9 protein-coding genes are annotated in these 15,656 nt (G+C 46.6%); 5 read left to right on the forward strand and 4 right to left on the reverse strand.

What is annotated here, in order from left to right; genetic code table 11:
• Positions 1–34: 34 nt before the first annotated feature.
• Positions 35–3,238 (reverse strand): glycosyltransferase, encoded by a 3,204-nt coding sequence (locus tag QZ918_RS01860; protein WP_293330389.1) that lies wholly within the window; start codon positions 3,236–3,238, stop codon positions 35–37.
• A 199-nt stretch (positions 3,239–3,437) separates the two neighbouring features.
• On the opposite strand from QZ918_RS01860, the gene cobA reads away from it, so the two are divergent.
• From cobA to QZ918_RS01875, 3 genes are all read left to right on the forward strand, one after another.
• Positions 3,438–5,027, forward strand: a complete 1,590-nt coding sequence (cobA, locus tag QZ918_RS01865; RefSeq protein WP_293330391.1) for a uroporphyrinogen-III C-methyltransferase — start codon at positions 3,438–3,440, stop codon at positions 5,025–5,027.
• A 403-nt stretch (positions 5,028–5,430) separates the two neighbouring features.
• On the forward strand, positions 5,431–6,618 hold the full coding sequence (locus QZ918_RS01870; protein ID WP_293151773.1) for a tetratricopeptide repeat-containing S1 family peptidase: 1,188 nt from the start codon (positions 5,431–5,433) through the stop codon (positions 6,616–6,618).
• An 87-nt stretch (positions 6,619–6,705) separates the two neighbouring features.
• Complete coding sequence (locus QZ918_RS01875) at positions 6,706–7,284, forward strand: Uma2 family endonuclease (RefSeq protein WP_293330393.1); 579 nt, start codon at positions 6,706–6,708, stop codon at positions 7,282–7,284.
• A gap of 115 nt (positions 7,285–7,399) precedes the next feature.
• Here QZ918_RS01875 and QZ918_RS01880 read toward each other — a convergent pair whose 3' ends face one another.
• From QZ918_RS01880 to QZ918_RS01890, 3 genes are read right to left on the reverse strand one after another with little or no spacing between them, the layout of a single operon-like run.
• Positions 7,400–8,092 (reverse strand): SDR family NAD(P)-dependent oxidoreductase, encoded by a 693-nt coding sequence (locus QZ918_RS01880; RefSeq protein ID WP_293330395.1) that lies wholly within the window; start codon positions 8,090–8,092, stop codon positions 7,400–7,402.
• Positions 8,093–8,128: 36 nt separating this feature from the next.
• Entirely contained in the window at positions 8,129–8,713 is a 585-nt protein-coding gene (locus QZ918_RS01885; protein WP_293151763.1) for a YdeI/OmpD-associated family protein, read from the reverse strand.
• Positions 8,714–8,742: 29 nt separating this feature from the next.
• A complete protein-coding gene (locus QZ918_RS01890) occupies positions 8,743–13,869 on the reverse strand; it encodes a CHAT domain-containing protein (protein WP_293330397.1) in 5,127 nt (1,708 codons plus the stop codon).
• Between the two features lie 207 nt (positions 13,870–14,076).
• On the opposite strand from QZ918_RS01890, the gene coaE reads away from it, so the two are divergent.
• Both coaE and patX read left to right on the forward strand, forming a co-directional pair.
• The gene (gene coaE / locus QZ918_RS01895) at positions 14,077–14,805 is read left to right on the forward strand and encodes a dephospho-CoA kinase (RefSeq protein WP_293330399.1); all 729 of its coding nucleotides are present in this window, start codon (positions 14,077–14,079) and stop codon (positions 14,803–14,805) included.
• 536 nt (positions 14,806–15,341) lie between these two features.
• On the forward strand, positions 15,342–15,545 hold the full coding sequence (patX, locus tag QZ918_RS01900; RefSeq protein WP_293151754.1) for a heterocyst-inhibiting protein PatX: 204 nt from the start codon (positions 15,342–15,344) through the stop codon (positions 15,543–15,545).
• Positions 15,546–15,656 lie beyond the last annotated feature (111 nt).

Consider the following 15,656-nt stretch of genomic DNA (forward strand, 5'->3'; position numbering starts at 1 on the left):
TGTAGTAAGGACTTTAGTCCTTCTTTTTTTTCCCTTAATTACCTGCTTCCAAGAATTTCTCAGCATTCTTCACACTTTCAATATCGTAAATATCGCGGTTGTAACAAACAATTTGTGCTACCAACTTTTCATGACATTTCTGAGCTTTGTCCAACATAGAACCCTGGGAACGCCGATAATTGACAACTACTTCTTTCGTTCCCAAAAATGCGATATTATGTCTGTGACAATTCACCCAAAACTCCCAATCTTCGTAACCTTCTTTCATCCCAACTTTATAACCTGCCACTAAATCCAAAATAGATTTGTGATACAGTGAAGACGGGTGAATCATGTTAGAGTACTTGATGTTTTCCGGCGAATACAAATCGCAACTCGGTACTGTGCGATTTTCTGTGCCAAACATTTGATAAGAACCAAATGCTACACAAGGTACATGAGATTTTAAGCATATTTCTAAAAGACTATTCAAGGCATTTTCAGCTAAAATATCGTCGGCATCCAAAGGCATGATGTATTCACCATTTGCTGCTGCTATTCCAGCATTTCTTGCCAGAGACAGCCCTTGATTTGTTTGTTCTATCAGCCTGATTTTATGCTGGGGATTTGCTGCTATTAAATTTTTGGCAACTGTGCTGGTAGTATCTAAGCTGCCATCATTGACAATGATAATTTCCCAATTTTTGTAAGTTTGCTTAATTGCGCTAGTTACCGCTTGTGGCAAAAAATGAGATTGATTGTAGCAGGGAACAATCACAGATACCAAAGGTCGATTTTCCAATTGCTGGGATGCAGAAATTTGCCTGAAACTTTCTGTTTGGGCTGACTTTTGAGCAGCTTGTAAACTATAAAAATAAATTTTCGGATGAACAATTGCTAATTGATTCAAATCGTTGTTTTGATATTCACTTACTAACATTGGATATCTGGATAAATATTCTTGTTTAACAAAAATAAATATATTCTGAGCGTACCAAGGCTCTACTTTGTCATTGTTCCATATTTTTCTCCTCAAGCAATCCACGACTGCAAAACCTTTTGTATGAAAATAATTTACCCAATATTGCGGCCACTGTTCGTTAACGTGTTCGACACCTCCTTGAAACGGTATCGCAGCCGAAAACAAAATTACTGGTGCTAATTGAGTGAGAGAATTAACAAAGGTTTCAGCACAGGTAGCTGGTAAATGTTCTGCAACTTCTAGAGAAATTGCTAAGTCAAACTTTCTTGTTAATTGCAGCGGTTGCTTTAAATCTGCGGATTGGAACTGATTTAAAGGAATTTGTAAAAGAGTGCGATCCACATAATCGCCATCTATTCCCAAACAGTCAGCAATTCCCAATTTATGAAAAGCAGCTAACCAACTTCCCGTACCGCAGCCCACATCCACTACGCTTTTAGGTGAAGTTGGTTGCAGCAAGTCTAACAACAGGGGAATAATTTGTATGGCGGAACTGCGAGTTCCTTCTCCTATTAGTTGGTAAAAATCTCTTGTATAATTTGATTGTTTTGTTTTGTTTTGCTTGGTGTCTGTGGTTGAATTAATACCCTCTAAGCCGCTAATTTTATAACCCTGCAAATGTGTTGGCAACTCCCAATAAATATTGGCATCTGGTTGATGTTTTACAGGCTCGACATTCCCCCGCCAAGCTGCACCCATAATTTGCATTGTTTGATATACTATCGTTTGCCATCCCTGTTGTTTTAAGTAATCTAAACCCTTAGCAACAGCCGGAGCAGCTAAATCGTGAAATAAAATTATTGCATCTTCTTCAGCTAATTTTTCGCAGGCGATCGCATCATTTAACGGCCCATCTCCTTCGTGTTCTCCGTCAATAAAAATTAACGACCATTTCCGGTTCAAATCCTGTGCTAATTGCTCTACTCTTTGGGGGCTGTAACCGGGTACTAGCGTCACAGAAGTTTGCACGCCAGACGCATTGAGAGCGCCTTGAATTGAATCGATAACGCTTTGTCTGATGTCCTCTCTTTCTAATAGCGGATCTACGACATCTAACTCAACTCCGGCGAGGGCTAAATGACAGGCCGACCATCCCAGCCAGCAGCCAATTTCTAGTGCTTTTTTGCCTGCAAATTGCAGGGCTGTATTGTACAGGATATGTGCTTCGTCGCGACTGAGAAATCCCACTGAACTAGCACGGCGATCGACATACCAATTGTGCTCGATTTCCCGGCGCAGATACAGCCACGGACAAGTATTAGTATCGCCCACAATCATGTTGGGAAAGTACGCATCTGGGAGAATAACTTTTAATCCGGGTGAGACGTAATCTCCGACAGGTAATAGATTATTTTGAATTTGAGAGGGTGGTTGTACACTCATTTTTTCTGATTTTAATTGTGGGGATACTGGCTGTTGAATCGGTTGGTAGCGGAGACTAATTTCTACTTGATTCCCGTCTGTTGTTGCTAATTTTACCAAGTCGTGCTTGTGACCGGTGATGTGCAGAATGCCGATCGCCCCGTGCGGCAAATACGGCTCTACAAAACAGCCTAGCTGCTTGTCCCAGACGGGCAAACCGAAGTTACAGCTCCAATTGCACGCAGCCGGCAGCATCTCCGTGCGATCGAACATTTCAGTACCGTAAACCAGCCGATTTAACGCTATTTGGTCAGTCATCAAAGAAACGTGCCGCTGCAATCCCTCCTCCAGATATTGGGCCCAAAGTTCCCAATGCGGCGCATCTTTGTGCAGCGCAAAGATACCTGCATTGATAGTTGGATAGCTGTGCAACTGTTTGGCAACTTCTTCCCCAAAAGCTGCTTGATAATCGCGATAAACAAATTCCCAGTACCAAGGCAATTTGCCATAAGCTAAATAATAGCCTCTATCTAATTCTGGAACAACTGCTAAACCCCGTTTTGCCGCACCTTTTACGAATAATTCCACAGCTTGCCAATCCTGCACCCAAGCATCAGCGTCTATCCACAGGTAGATATCAAAATTGGGGAAGTAACGGCGCAGAAACGGACGAGCTAAAAGTCCTTTGAGATAGTGAGGTGCTTCATTTCTGCCGGGAAAGTTGAAGTCCCAATCGGGTTTTTTAATGAAATTAACTCTTGTTTCCAGCCACTGCAATTGTTCGGGAGTGCAGCCGAGATCGAAAAAGCCGATCGCAATATTTGCACTTTCTGGTTTTTCCCGCACCGATAAAATAGTGCCTCGCACCAGTTCAAAGTAATTTGCATCGGCCGCCGCAATGATGATAATCTGCATAAGAAGGAAGAAGGAAGAAGGAAGAAGGAAGAAGGAAGAAGGAAGAAGGAAGAATGCTTATACAGCCTTATTACTTAAAATTGTAGAGTTCGTTCGGTGAATTTATCAAAAAATTATGCAGGGTTTAAATATTTGAACCACCTTACTAATTGTGAGAATTGCGTAAGTCCCAATTAAAGTATACCACGGAGGAAGAATCGTGAAAAACTCAAAAGGAAAAGTTTATCTAGTCGGTGCGGGGCCAGGAGATTGTAACTTGATGACAGTGCGATCGCAAAAACTGCTCTCCCAAGCCGAAGTCTTAATCTACGACGCACTCATCGACATCCCGCAACTCGCATTAATTCCAGTAACTTGTCAGAAAATCGAAGTGGGGAAACGCGGCGGCAAACCTTCCGCGCAGCAGCAAGAAATTAACCGTTTGCTGGTAGAACATTGCCAACTTGGCAAACAAGTAGTGCGACTTAAAAGTGGTGACCCATTTATTTTTGGTCGCTCCAGTTCCGAAATTCAAGCATTAATTATCGCAGGCTGCGAATTTGAAGTTGTGCCGGGAATTTCGTCAGCATTTGCGGCACCTTTACTAGCAGGAATCCCGCTCACAGATCCGGTGATGAGCCGCTGCTTTGCAGTGATGAGCGCCCACGAACCGGATGCGCTGGAATGGGAAGCTTTAGTGCGGATAGAAACTCTGGTAATCTTGATGGGAGGGCGCAATTTAAGCGAGATAGTCTGGCAATTACAAAAACACGGACGATCGCCCGAAACTGCGATCGCCATTATCCGAGATTGCGGCCGCCCCGAACAGCAAATCTGGATCGGCACGCTCTCGCACATTGTACAGCAAACAACAGGTGAATCTCTATCGCCTTGCGTCATCGTCATTGGGGAAGTAGTTAGATTGCGCGAATTTTTAATCCAGCCAGAAAGCACAAACATGAGCCATACACCTGTCACCGCTAACACGAGCCAACCGCTAGCCGGAAAAACGATTTTAGTCACCCGCGCGGCTTCCCAGTCCGGTCAATTTAGCGATCGACTCCAGCAACTCGGTGCCCGCGCGATCGAAATGCCAGCCTTAGTAATTGGTGCGCCTTCAAGTTGGGAACCGTTGGATAGCGCGATCGACCAAATGTCAAGCTTTCACTGGTTAATTCTCACTTCCCACAACGCCGTAGACTGGTTTTTTGCAAGATTGCAAGCAAAAGGCAAAGACGCGCGGAGCTTGTTTGGCATTAAAATCGCAGTAGTTGGGAAAAAGACAGCAGAAAGTTTGCGATCGCACTCACTACAACCCGACTTTATTCCCCCCAACTTTGTCGCCGATTCCCTAGTCGAAAACTTCCCCGACAATTTGCCAAACTGCAAAATCCTATTTCCCAGAGTAGAAAGTGGGGGAAGAGAAGTTTTAGTCAAAGAATTTACTGCTAAAGGAGCAGAAGTAATCGAAGTACCCGCGTACCAATCTTGCTGTCCCGAAACAATCGATCCGATCGCCCTAGCCGCACTCCAGAATCAAGCCGTAGATATCATAACCTTTGCCAGTTCCAAAACCGTACATAACTTTTGCCACCTGATCGATACAATTCCCGAATTCTCCTTATCTCAGAATTGGCTAGAAAAAGTTTGCATCGCCTCCATCGGCCCGGAAACCTCCAAAAGCTGCCAGAATTTATTGGGCAAGTTAGACCTAGAAGCGACAGAATATACATTAGATGGGTTGACTGAGGCGATCGTCCAATGGGCAACAAAACATCAAATACATAGTTGCGCTCTTGAAGGTACGTAGTTGCGCTTGAGCGCTCTTGAAGGTACGTAGTTGCGCTTGAGCGCTCTTGAAGGTACGTAGTTGCGCTTGAGCGCTCTTGAAGGGCTCGCATCCCAACAACGTACCGCTTCAACTTTTGCATCCAACAATTAGCGAACAAGCTACCACATAGCAATGAATCATCCATAGTGAGTAGGGTTCGTCAAAGGCCAAGCCTAATTTATTGTAGACATTGCAAGCCTGACATACCTTACAACTGAATGTCTAGATAGGAAATCGCGGAACAAAAAAGCGAGTAAAATTATCAGTAAAGAACAAAGCCGATCGCCAATAGCGTCAAAACATTAATCAAACTAAAAACCCAAAAAGCCCAAACCACCAACCGCAGCGAACTCCAATACCAAACTACCAATTAGCAACAGCCATGAATATAAACTTTTCTCGTTACGACACCTTAACCACCTTGCTAGCAGGAACCACCGCAGCCTTAACCATAGTCATCAGCCAACCGGCGATCGCCAAAACACCCCAAGAAGTCGCCAGCATCGCCGGGCCGCTGACAGTACAAATCAATAGTTCCCTAGGAGACGGTTCCGGGGTAATTATTGCCAAAAACGGCAAAACTTACACAGTTTTAACAGTCAATCACGTCGTAGAAAAAGCAGACGTGAAATACACCGTTCGCACGTCGGCGGGCAAAAACTATCAAGTAAGCAACGTCACCCGCTTGCAAACAGCCCCAACAGATCCGGATTTAGCAGTAGTCAAATTTGAAAGTCCCGAAGAATATCCAGTGGCGACGCTAGCCGATTCTGACAAAGCCGTCATCGGCACTCAAATCTTCGTTTACGGCTATCCCGCTACGGGCGGACTCTTTGGCGCTGAAAGAGAACCAGAAATGTCTCCCGGACTCGTTACCAGCCGCCCGCGCGATCGCCGGGAAGGTTACACTTTGCGGTATCAAGCCGTCACTTGGAGTGGGATGAGTGGCGGGCCAGTTTTCGACTCCGAAGCCCGAGTCATCGGTTTGCACGGACAAGGGGAATTCGGTTTCGCCCAAATCAGTAACGGCGAAGTCGCCCCGATTAAAACAGGATTTAATGCAGCAGTTCCCATTAATACATTTATCGCCAAACTGGTGGCGGCGGGAATTAACAAATCCGAGTTGAAAGTAGACAATACTCCCACAACTATCGGCCCGGTATCCACCGCCAATCCGCAAGACGCCCAAGCCTATTATTTTCGAGGGCTTTCCCGCTTAGATGAAGGAGATGCTTGGGAGGCGATCGCCGATTTCAACAAAGCACTCACTTTCAATCCTAAATACAGCCCAGAATTGCATTTTAATATCGGCAATGCCCGCACTTTCATTACTGCCGGCTTGCCACAACCCGACCCCACCCGCGGTGGAACCGCTATTCAAGCATACACGCAGGCGATCGCAGCCAATCCCGGTTTTGCTGACGCCTACTACAACCGAGCTTTAGCTTACCTGACAGAAGACAAAGCCAAAGCAATTGCCGACTTTCAAAAAGCAGCGGAACTTTACAAGCAAGGCGGCAGAACAACTGCATATCAAGACGCCCTCAAGCGCATCCAACAATTGCAGTAGAATGATAAGTTAAGAATTAAGAATTAAAAATGAATTCTCCCATTTTTAATTCTTAATCGAATTCATACAAACAGCAGGTAAATAATCATGACTGCTATTACATTAAATCTCAATTCCATTATCCAACTAACTTCCGAACAGTTTTATCAACTGTGTGAAGAACACCCAGAATTGAAACTAGAACGCAACGCCAACGGAGAATTAATCGTCATGCCACCAACCGGAGGAGAAACAGGGAAACGCAATTTAACAGCAGGCGCTCAACTCTGGATCTGGAACGATCGAACCGAACTCGGTGAAGCCTTTGATTCCTCCACAGGATTTACTCTGCCGAAGGGCGCCGATCGCTCTCCTGATGCGTCTTGGGTAGAAAAATCGCGTTGGCAAGCTTTGACACCGGAACAAAAAGACAAATTTATCCCCTTATGTCCTGATTTTGTCATCGACTTTCTTTCTCCGAGTGACAGCTTGAAAAAGACTCAGGAAAAAATGCAAGAATATATGGATAATGGCTGCCGCTTGGGTTGGCTGATTAACCGCAAAAAACGAGAAGTAGAAATTTATCGCCCCGGTCAAGCAGTTGAAGTTTTACAATCTCCTCTCACCCTTTCTGGGGAAGATGTTTTGCCTGGATTTGTACTTAATTTCAAAAAAAATTGGAATTAGTAATATCAAACTATAACTTCGTCTATCTTCGGTTCGTAGTGAGGACTTTAGTCCTCATCAAAGAAGGACTGAAGTCCTCACTACGAACCAATTTGATTGCGCGTAATTGAGCCGATTAGGCCCCCGTGCCAAGCATTGCAGGTAAATCGATTTCTTTGACGCAAGTTGCACGCGATAAGGACAACACGCAGTCGATAATACAAAGTAAATCAGCGAGTGGAATTGCATTACCGCCCAGCAATCCTTCCGCTTCCAGATCCGCAAGTACCTCCGGCGTTCCCACATTACCCGGATTAATGACAGTGACACCTATTTGTTGCGATCGCAATTCCTCCCGCAATGCGTGAACCACTCCTCGCAATCCGAACTTGGATGCCGAGTTTGCAACCTCGCGGGCAGGGAAATTATCGCGCCCAGACAAAGCACCCAAAAACACAATTTTCGGATTGTGCGATCGTCTGAGTGCAGGTAACAGCCCTTTAACCAATCGAATTGGTGCAATCAAGTTAACAGCAATGACTCGTGCAATGTCTTCATCCGAACAATTTTCAAAGGAATATTTGCGAGTAAAAGCGTTAGTTTCCCAAGTACCTCCCATATACAGCAAGGCATCGAGTACATCACTGCCAATTGCCTGCACAGTTGTCTCCACACCAGTCAAATCTGACAAGTCAGCACTTATCCATTCTCCGTTGGGTGAAGGCGTGCGGGATACGGCTAGCAAACGGCGGGACTGCGACGCGAGGTGTTCGGCAACCGCCAGCCCAATTCCGCGACTTGCTCCTGCAACAAGAATGGTGTTGAACATTTTCTAAATTTCTAGCGTATAGTTCTATCGGGTATATTAACGAATCAAGGGATTTTTGTTTTGTGCGATCGCAAATATCGTTTTCTCGATTCTACTCAATCTCGTCTCTGGGCGTTTAGCACTTTGAATCCAAGATAGAATATTTTTTTTAGTTGTTTTGTTGAATCCTGCAAAGTTTCTGTTTGCAGTATCGTCTGTTTCTAAAGCTTCTTTTAAGTCTGCTGGAATCACTAATGCTTCAATCAAATCTAAACTTGTCCATGAGCCATCTTGTTTAGCTGCTATAATTTTTTCTAACCCAGCTTCGGTCATCTTCCCTTCAGCAATTAATTCTTCGATATATTGCTTGTTCAATTTTGACCAGACACTTTTTGGTTTTCGAGGCGTGAAGATTTGTCGGTAACTTTCTGCATCCAATGATTTGACTTTGCTGTCAATCCAGCCAAAGCAAAGTGCTTCTTTGACTGCTTCGCTATACTGCACGCTAGGTTTGCCACTTTTGACTTTGTAATAAACCAGCCAAACTCCGATCGCATTTCCAGAGTTTTGCTGCAACCACTGCCGCCAGCAGGCTCGATCGCTAGCGTAAACTATATCGAGTTGGTCTTCAAATTTCGGCATAACAGGAAAGAGATTTAACCAAAACTATCTTACCAAGGCGAACCAATCATTGTAAAAGCGGCCCAATAATACGGATGCGACAAATTACGATCGCCCCTAGCCGTCAATTCCGCAGGCAAAGGCAGAGGTTGATTGTTGCCCGATCGCACCAAATAACCATCCTGCAACCGCACTTCCCCGCGCAACATCGTCAACTGCGCTTGCCGCAAAGCCTCAGCCTTAATCGGTGCCGTCCGCAACTGCTGGTAAAACTCGGTCATCAACCCCAAAGTTCCAGCATCTGACACATACCACAAACTCGCCAAAGCCGATTTTACCCCCGCGTGTACCGCCAATCCCGCAAACCCCAACTCAGCCTGTTCGTCTCCCACCGCCGTAGTGCACGCACTCAAAACCAACAACTCCACCTGCGGGTTAGATAACTTCAACTCTTCCAACTGATTTAACCGCAACTTAGTATCCCAAAACTGAATGTAAGAATTTTGGGCACCACCAGGCTGAAAATCGCCGTGAGTAGCTAAGTGAATAATTTTGTATTGGGATTGATTGCGTTTTTCCTTCAAATTTGCCAGCGTAAAACGTTCGTTGAGAAAAGACGCACCATGCCAAATCTTGCCCACAATTGTTGATATTTCGAGCGGCACCGCAGGTAAAGGATTTTGATCGTATTTTTCAGGAAATTTCGACGCACCCATCGCCAAAACTTCCGAATCCTTAACATCGGCATAGCGAGTATCAGTCAAACTCAAACTGGGAATCAGCGCCAAACTATACTTTTCCACTAAAAACTGTTTGCCGTCAAACAGAGCAGCTAAAGGTAAAGTTCGCAAACCGGCATCCATCGAAAACGCCAAGGTGTCAATTTTGTTAGCATCCAATTCCGCTTGCAGCGGTGCAATTAACCACTGGTAAAGTTCCTTGGCAGGTTCCTTGTAATCAGAACCAGTCAATGTCTTGGGAGTTCTGATAGCATTAGTGAATTCCTTAGCAACTTGCAGCACTGTTTCGCGACTTGCAGGCACGCTTTTAAACACATTTTTGCCGTCTGGCAATAACAACACAAGTTCTAAATTCTTGTCTTTCACCCAGACGTAAACGATTGCCGGTTTAACTCCCGTCAAGCGATTGACGCTGCTGAGAGTATCTCGGATACTTTGCTGCGTGATTGACTTTCGATCGAGATTTCCACCAAAGTAACGTTCAAATTCCCGGCCCTGAGCTCTATCCCTTTGCTGCACTGCGTCGATCGGACTTATTTGCGCGATCGAAGTCGATCGAGAAATCTCAGGCAGCCTCAAACTCGCGATACTGTCTGTATTGCCACTTCCAGGTTTTTGTGCAGTTGCTGAACTGCCGTTTTCTGTCGCACTAGACGCACCCACATTGTCTTTTAACACCGACTGCGACAGCAGAACAGAGCCGGCAGCAGTCTGGTTCGACTGTTCCTCAACAGGCACAGGAGTCTGCCGTGAGGATACATTTGCTGTACCGCTCTTGGGCACAGGCTCTGCGGGAGTCTGAGTGACAATTTGTGGAGAATTGCCTGTATTTTTTAGTCCCACAGTGGTAGTTGGTGCTGGACTCGGCAGGCTCAACAGGGGCGCGGTAGCAGTAGTTGAGGAGGTAGCGTTCGACTTCGAGTTTCCTGTCCCAACAGTCGTGGTTGTGCAGTTTCCCGACGGGCAAGTGCTTTGCAACAGCGTCAGCGAACCCGATCGCACCTGTCCGTCTGTAGAAATGCTAACGCTGGTGCGATCGCTCGTCGTTTCGCTTCCGGCAGCCCGAAACAATCCCCCAGCCTCGATTGCCACATCGCCGCCCGTATTGCCGTTAGCTTTGATAGAAACAACTTCAACATCTTTCTGCCCGGTAATCTTGCTCGAACCGGCACTTCCCGACTGCGAACTAGAATTGATCACCCCTGTCACGATCCGGCCCGGCGCCACGATCGAGATATCTCCGCCGCTTTTTGCACCGAAAGCATTGACATTGCCAGCTTCTACCGAGCCCGCGCTGCGGATGTTGATATTGCCCGCCGTCCCATTTGCCGATCGAGTGGAAACCATACCAGCAGTCACATTACCTTGGCTGCTAGTGATGTTAATCCCCGCATTCGAGGTAACGTCTCCCACTGCCACACTACCGCCCATCAGAGCGATGGTGGCGTTATCTGTTCCCGCGATCGCACCCGTTCCCACGATCGCACCGCTTCCCAAGGGCGATCGAATCGTCGTCGGATCTTGAAATGTCACCGCCGGCGTTGAATTGGGCGTTGTGGTTGCCGGAGCAATCGCGATCGAGCCGCTGCCGTCAGCACGCCCGATCGCGATTGAAGCAAACCCGTTTCGCAGCGAGTTCAATTCCGCAGCAGTCAAGTTCAAAGCCTCAGTCTCAGCAGCACCAGCGATCGTCATATTTTGAGTTGGATCGACTGGTTGCAGCACCAGATTGCCGTTGCTGGCGATCGAATTGTTGCCGCCCGTCAAGTCAATTTCATTGCCTGTCAGAGTAATATTTCCACCTGTTTCCGAGCCGCCAGCTTCGATCGCGCTAACAGTGACTCCGCCGCGGCCAGTCAGCGTCACATTCCCCGCGCGATCGCCCCTAGTGTCGATCGCGCCAGCAGTCACCGTACCCTCGGCGGTAACGCTCACATCTCCCCCCGACGTGCGCGGCACTTTGGCAGAATTGACAGAAGTGTTGATGCTGGGGGGACTTCCTGTGCGTAGCGCAGCCGTAGTCACATTGCCGGTTGTGCTATTGATGCGAATTTCCTGATTGTTGGTAGTGATATTTCCGGTGCGGATATTGCCCTCAGCTTTCAGACTAATTGAGGCATTGTCTGCCCCTGTCAGGGAACTTGTGCTCGTAATTGTTCCCAAACCCGCCGGCGATTGAATAATTAGCGGATCGTAAAATGTGAAATTATTAGCAATCAGAATCGAACCGCTACCGTTGCTGCGGCCGATCGTAATTCCAGCAAACCCATTTTGCAAATTTTCGAGTTCGTTTGCTGTCAGATTCAAATAAGTATTAGTCCCGACATCTCCAGAACCAGCGATCGCAATATTTTGACCGGAATTCCAAGGTTGGAGTACCAAAAATCCCGTCCCGCTGACCGAATTTTTGTCCCCTTTCAAATTAATTTCATTACCAGTTAAAGTAATGTTTCCCGAACCACCGGCGATCGAACTAACTCCCAGAATATTCCAAGCCGTCAAAGTTACATTTGCCGACGATTTAGAACCGCTAGCATCAAGTTTTTGGGCTGTGACGTTCAGGCCTTCGATCAAAATATTGCCGCTGTTGCCGCCGCTGGAATTCGATGCCGAAACATTTGCTGCAACGGTTGTTCCGGGACTTATCAAACTAATATTTCCGCCGTTGCTGGACAAATTACCCGCAGTAATTTGACTTCCCTCCAGGGAGAGCGCGCCTCCGCGAGTGCTAATTGTATCTCCAGCATTCATTGAAAAAACACCCGCACCGTTGCGATCGGCATCTGCTCTCAATGTTACCGATCCAGTAGTTGCGGCAAAGCTCAACTTATTATCCGCCAAATCAGCAATTTTAATATCATTCAGGGCTTCCAGAACCACATTGGTTGTCCCCGAGATACTTTCCAAAGCTCTTCTGGAAATAGTCAGCGAAGAATCGTCCTGGTTTTGCTGCCCTGGTGAACGCGTTTGTGTTGCCAAAATATTACTACTATTAGCAATAACTGCCGCATCCCCCGCAGCTTCTGAGGAATCTGTAATTAAAATATTTTCAGGATCGAAGAGCAAAGTCCCCAAACCGTTTGTCCCGGAAGTATCGACAGTGCCGTTAAACATCAATCTTTGCTTGCCGGAAATTTCCACAAACCCGCCAACACCGCTGCTAGAAGTTGCAGAAACGCCCGTTGCGCTGATGCGGCCCAAAAATGCTGTTGTGTTGTCCGCCCAGACAAAAACTCTGCCGCCGTTACCCGATTTAGTGGCGTTGGCTGCGATCGAACTTTTGCCATCCACGTAAGTCATTCTGGCATTCGGCACAGTTCCCTCGCCTCGGTAATCTCCCCCGATCCGCACCGTACCGCCGCCGTCGGGCCCCGAAGCCTCAATCTTCGCTGCCAACAGCCCTACCTTGTCGCCCAACACGTTGACAGTACCTCCCGCGCCAGACGGGGCAGACACGTCCGCAACACCCGATACCAAAGCAGTTCCAGCCCCTGCCGGTATTGTTTGGCCGCCCGTAAGTACGACTTCACCGCGATCGTTCGTAGTTATACCAGTAGCGCTAGCCGCGCCGGAACCCGAGAGTAACTTTGGCAAACTCAGAGGAGAAAACGGCAGAGCTTCCGAACCTGGCACTCCCGCAGCCGGAGCAATTTCTAAACTCAGCAAAAGTCCGTTTTGACTCAACCGCACCAGATTTTCGCCGGGGACAGCCGCCACCGTAATTTGACCCCCCGGCGCTGAAAGTCTTCCCGTACTGATGACAGTGCCGCCCAGCAAAGTCAAACTCTGCCCGTTTTCCACAGCCAAGTCACCAGCATTGACAATACTCCCCGGCTGTGCGCCAAAAGCAAAAGTATTCGGTGCTCCTACTAAGCCCGCATAGTTATTCGCCCCCGTACCGTTGAACCAGCCGCTGTCAAAACCGATACCGCTAGCGGTGGTAGCCAGAAAAGACCCTGGTACGTCTAGTCGCGCATTACTGCCAAAAATAATCCCTGCCGGGTTCACCAGGTACAAGTTAGAATTGCCACCAGTAACTCGAATTAGACCATTAATTAAGGAAGCGTCGCCACCGACAACGCGGCCGAGGATATTTTTAATGTTTGGGTTGGAGAGGAAATTGGCAGTTTCGCCAGGATTTAAACCAAATCGAGTAAAACTGTGGAACAGATTTGCTCCGTCTCTGGAACTTGTGCCACCTGTAATATCGTAGCGAGAGGGCGACGCACCGGGCGTGGTGATGGTGGTTCCGGTGCCGTCTGGGGCTGCCATAATTGGCTGTGCCGCAGCAATTTGAGATTGGCGATAAATTGCCACAAGCACCCATCCGCTGCTATCTTCTTTGAAGAAAACCAGGTTGGGGAAAAAATCTAATATCAAAAATCCAGCCAGGGGAATTGCTGCCAGAATCGATCGCACAGCAGATTGAGCATTCATAAAATTTGCCTCGATCTAGACCTGAATTCGAGTTTTAAATGGAGATTTTAGGTAAAAAACAGTCGATCGCACCCTCATGCTGACCATTCCTAGGGCTAACTCTCGATCGCCAATTCCCAAGTTTTAGTCCGATTTTGATTGTGCCACCAACATAGCAAACACTGACACTAAGTGTCGAAACACCGTTGAGTTTAAACAGAGAAAATTATGAGCGATCGAATTGTCCGCACGATCGGTTTAACTGGGGGCATCGCCACCGGGAAAACCGCTATATCTAATTATCTGGCATATACCTATGGATTTCCGATTTTAGATGCCGATATTTACGCCCGCGAAGCTGTGCACCCAGGTTCGCCAATACTAGACTCTATTGTAGAACGATACGGTGCCGTTATTTTGCTCCCCGACGGCAATTTAAATCGGCCAGAGTTAGGAAATATTATTTTTTGTAACGCAGCGGAACGGCAGTGGTTGGAACAACAGATTCACCCTTATGTGCGCCGCCGGTTAGTGGAGGAAACTCAAAGCTACATTGCCGCCTTAAATCTGGTATCCCCAGACACAGATGAATTAGGTACAAAAACTCAAGAAAGCCGATTTGGGGAAGGCGATCGACAACTAGAACCAAGTATGGTTGAAAAAAAACCAGGTTTCTGGGCCCAGACTGACAGGTTGACTTTGGTGTTGGTAGTGCCGCTGCTGTTTGAAGCTAACATGACTGACTTGTGTACCGAAATTTGGGTGGTGTACTGTTCGCCCGAAGTGCAGTTACAACGGCTGATGCACCGAGACGGCTTGAGTTGCGATCGAGCTAATGCACGCATTAACGCCCAGATGCCGCTAGCTAACAAGTGCCAACAAGCTGATGTTGTTTTGGATAACTCGTCAACCCTCGACTCTCTATTCCTACACATAGATTCGCAAATCAGATCTTAGCCTATGTTACGCGCGACATTCTGATGTGGCATTAGCTTGTCTTTGATCCGAAGCTGCATCTCGATATCAATAAATTATGAAGTTAATCTGAAGACTCGTAAATATCTACAATTTCAGGAATCTGATTCAACAACATATAAATATATAGAGTGCCCAAGCAGCGCCCAGGATACTGTGTTTTTGTGTCTTTAATCCGAGGCTGCATCTCCATATCAATAAATTATGAAGTTAATCTGAAGACTCGTAAATATTTATAACTTACGGTTTCGTTTCCTGGTTGCAAGAGTGTCGCAAAAAGATGGGAAGCCTTGACTGCTGGTGGTTTCCGGCAATGAGTAGGTAACTTGAACTTACAACTGAAACAGTGAGGGAAACGAGGGGTTTTACCCCGTTTGACTAAAATTCAAAAAAATGTATGGGTCATCAATTACCAATTGATGATTTCGCGGCAATTCAAATTTTTTTTTACCTGTTTTTGCCCTGATAGCAGAGTACAGGCTGCGTATCAAGAAATAGAAAATACGACACGGAACTCTATGATGCGCCTTTACTCTTCCATGCTGATGTCAACCCTGCTACTGAGTAGCACAGCAGTTAACGCTCAAAGCTTAGAAACCCGATCGACCTTTTTCTCTCAAGACAAACCTGCTCCCGAAATTACGAGAGTCCAAGCCAACGCTCAGATATTTTACGCAGATAACGATAAAGATACCTTGCCCGAACGAGGCAGCGGGAGATAAACCCAAACAATGGATGTTTTTCCTAAACAAAGCAAAATAAATCGGCCGATTACTTTGAGTATTTTTCCCTACTCTGTCGAGGGAGATAAATAAGTAATGAGGGCATTCTTA

This window comes from Microcoleus sp. CAWBG58 (assembly GCF_020883045.1).
Taxonomy (GTDB): domain Bacteria; phylum Cyanobacteriota; class Cyanobacteriia; order Cyanobacteriales; family Microcoleaceae; genus Microcoleus.

Bases quoted from the DNA above. Each gene is read 5' to 3' on its own strand.
- QZ918_RS01870 (WP_293151773.1), top strand. From the start codon at position 5,431: ATGAATATAAACTTTTCTCGTTACGACACCTTAACCACCTTGCTAGCA.
- coaE (WP_293330399.1), top strand. From the start codon at position 14,077: ATGAGCGATCGAATTGTCCGCACGATCGGTTTAACTGGGGGCATCGCC.
- QZ918_RS01860 (WP_293330389.1), bottom strand. From the start codon at position 3,238: ATGCAGATTATCATCATTGCGGCGGCCGATGCAAATTACTTTGAACTG.
- QZ918_RS01875 (WP_293330393.1), top strand. From the start codon at position 6,706: ATGACTGCTATTACATTAAATCTCAATTCCATTATCCAACTAACTTCC.
- QZ918_RS01885 (WP_293151763.1), bottom strand. From the start codon at position 8,713: ATGCCGAAATTTGAAGACCAACTCGATATAGTTTACGCTAGCGATCGA.
- patX (WP_293151754.1), top strand. From the start codon at position 15,342: ATGATGCGCCTTTACTCTTCCATGCTGATGTCAACCCTGCTACTGAGT.
- QZ918_RS01880 (WP_293330395.1), bottom strand. From the start codon at position 8,092: ATGTTCAACACCATTCTTGTTGCAGGAGCAAGTCGCGGAATTGGGCTG.
- QZ918_RS01890 (WP_293330397.1), bottom strand. From the start codon at position 13,869: ATGAATGCTCAATCTGCTGTGCGATCGATTCTGGCAGCAATTCCCCTG.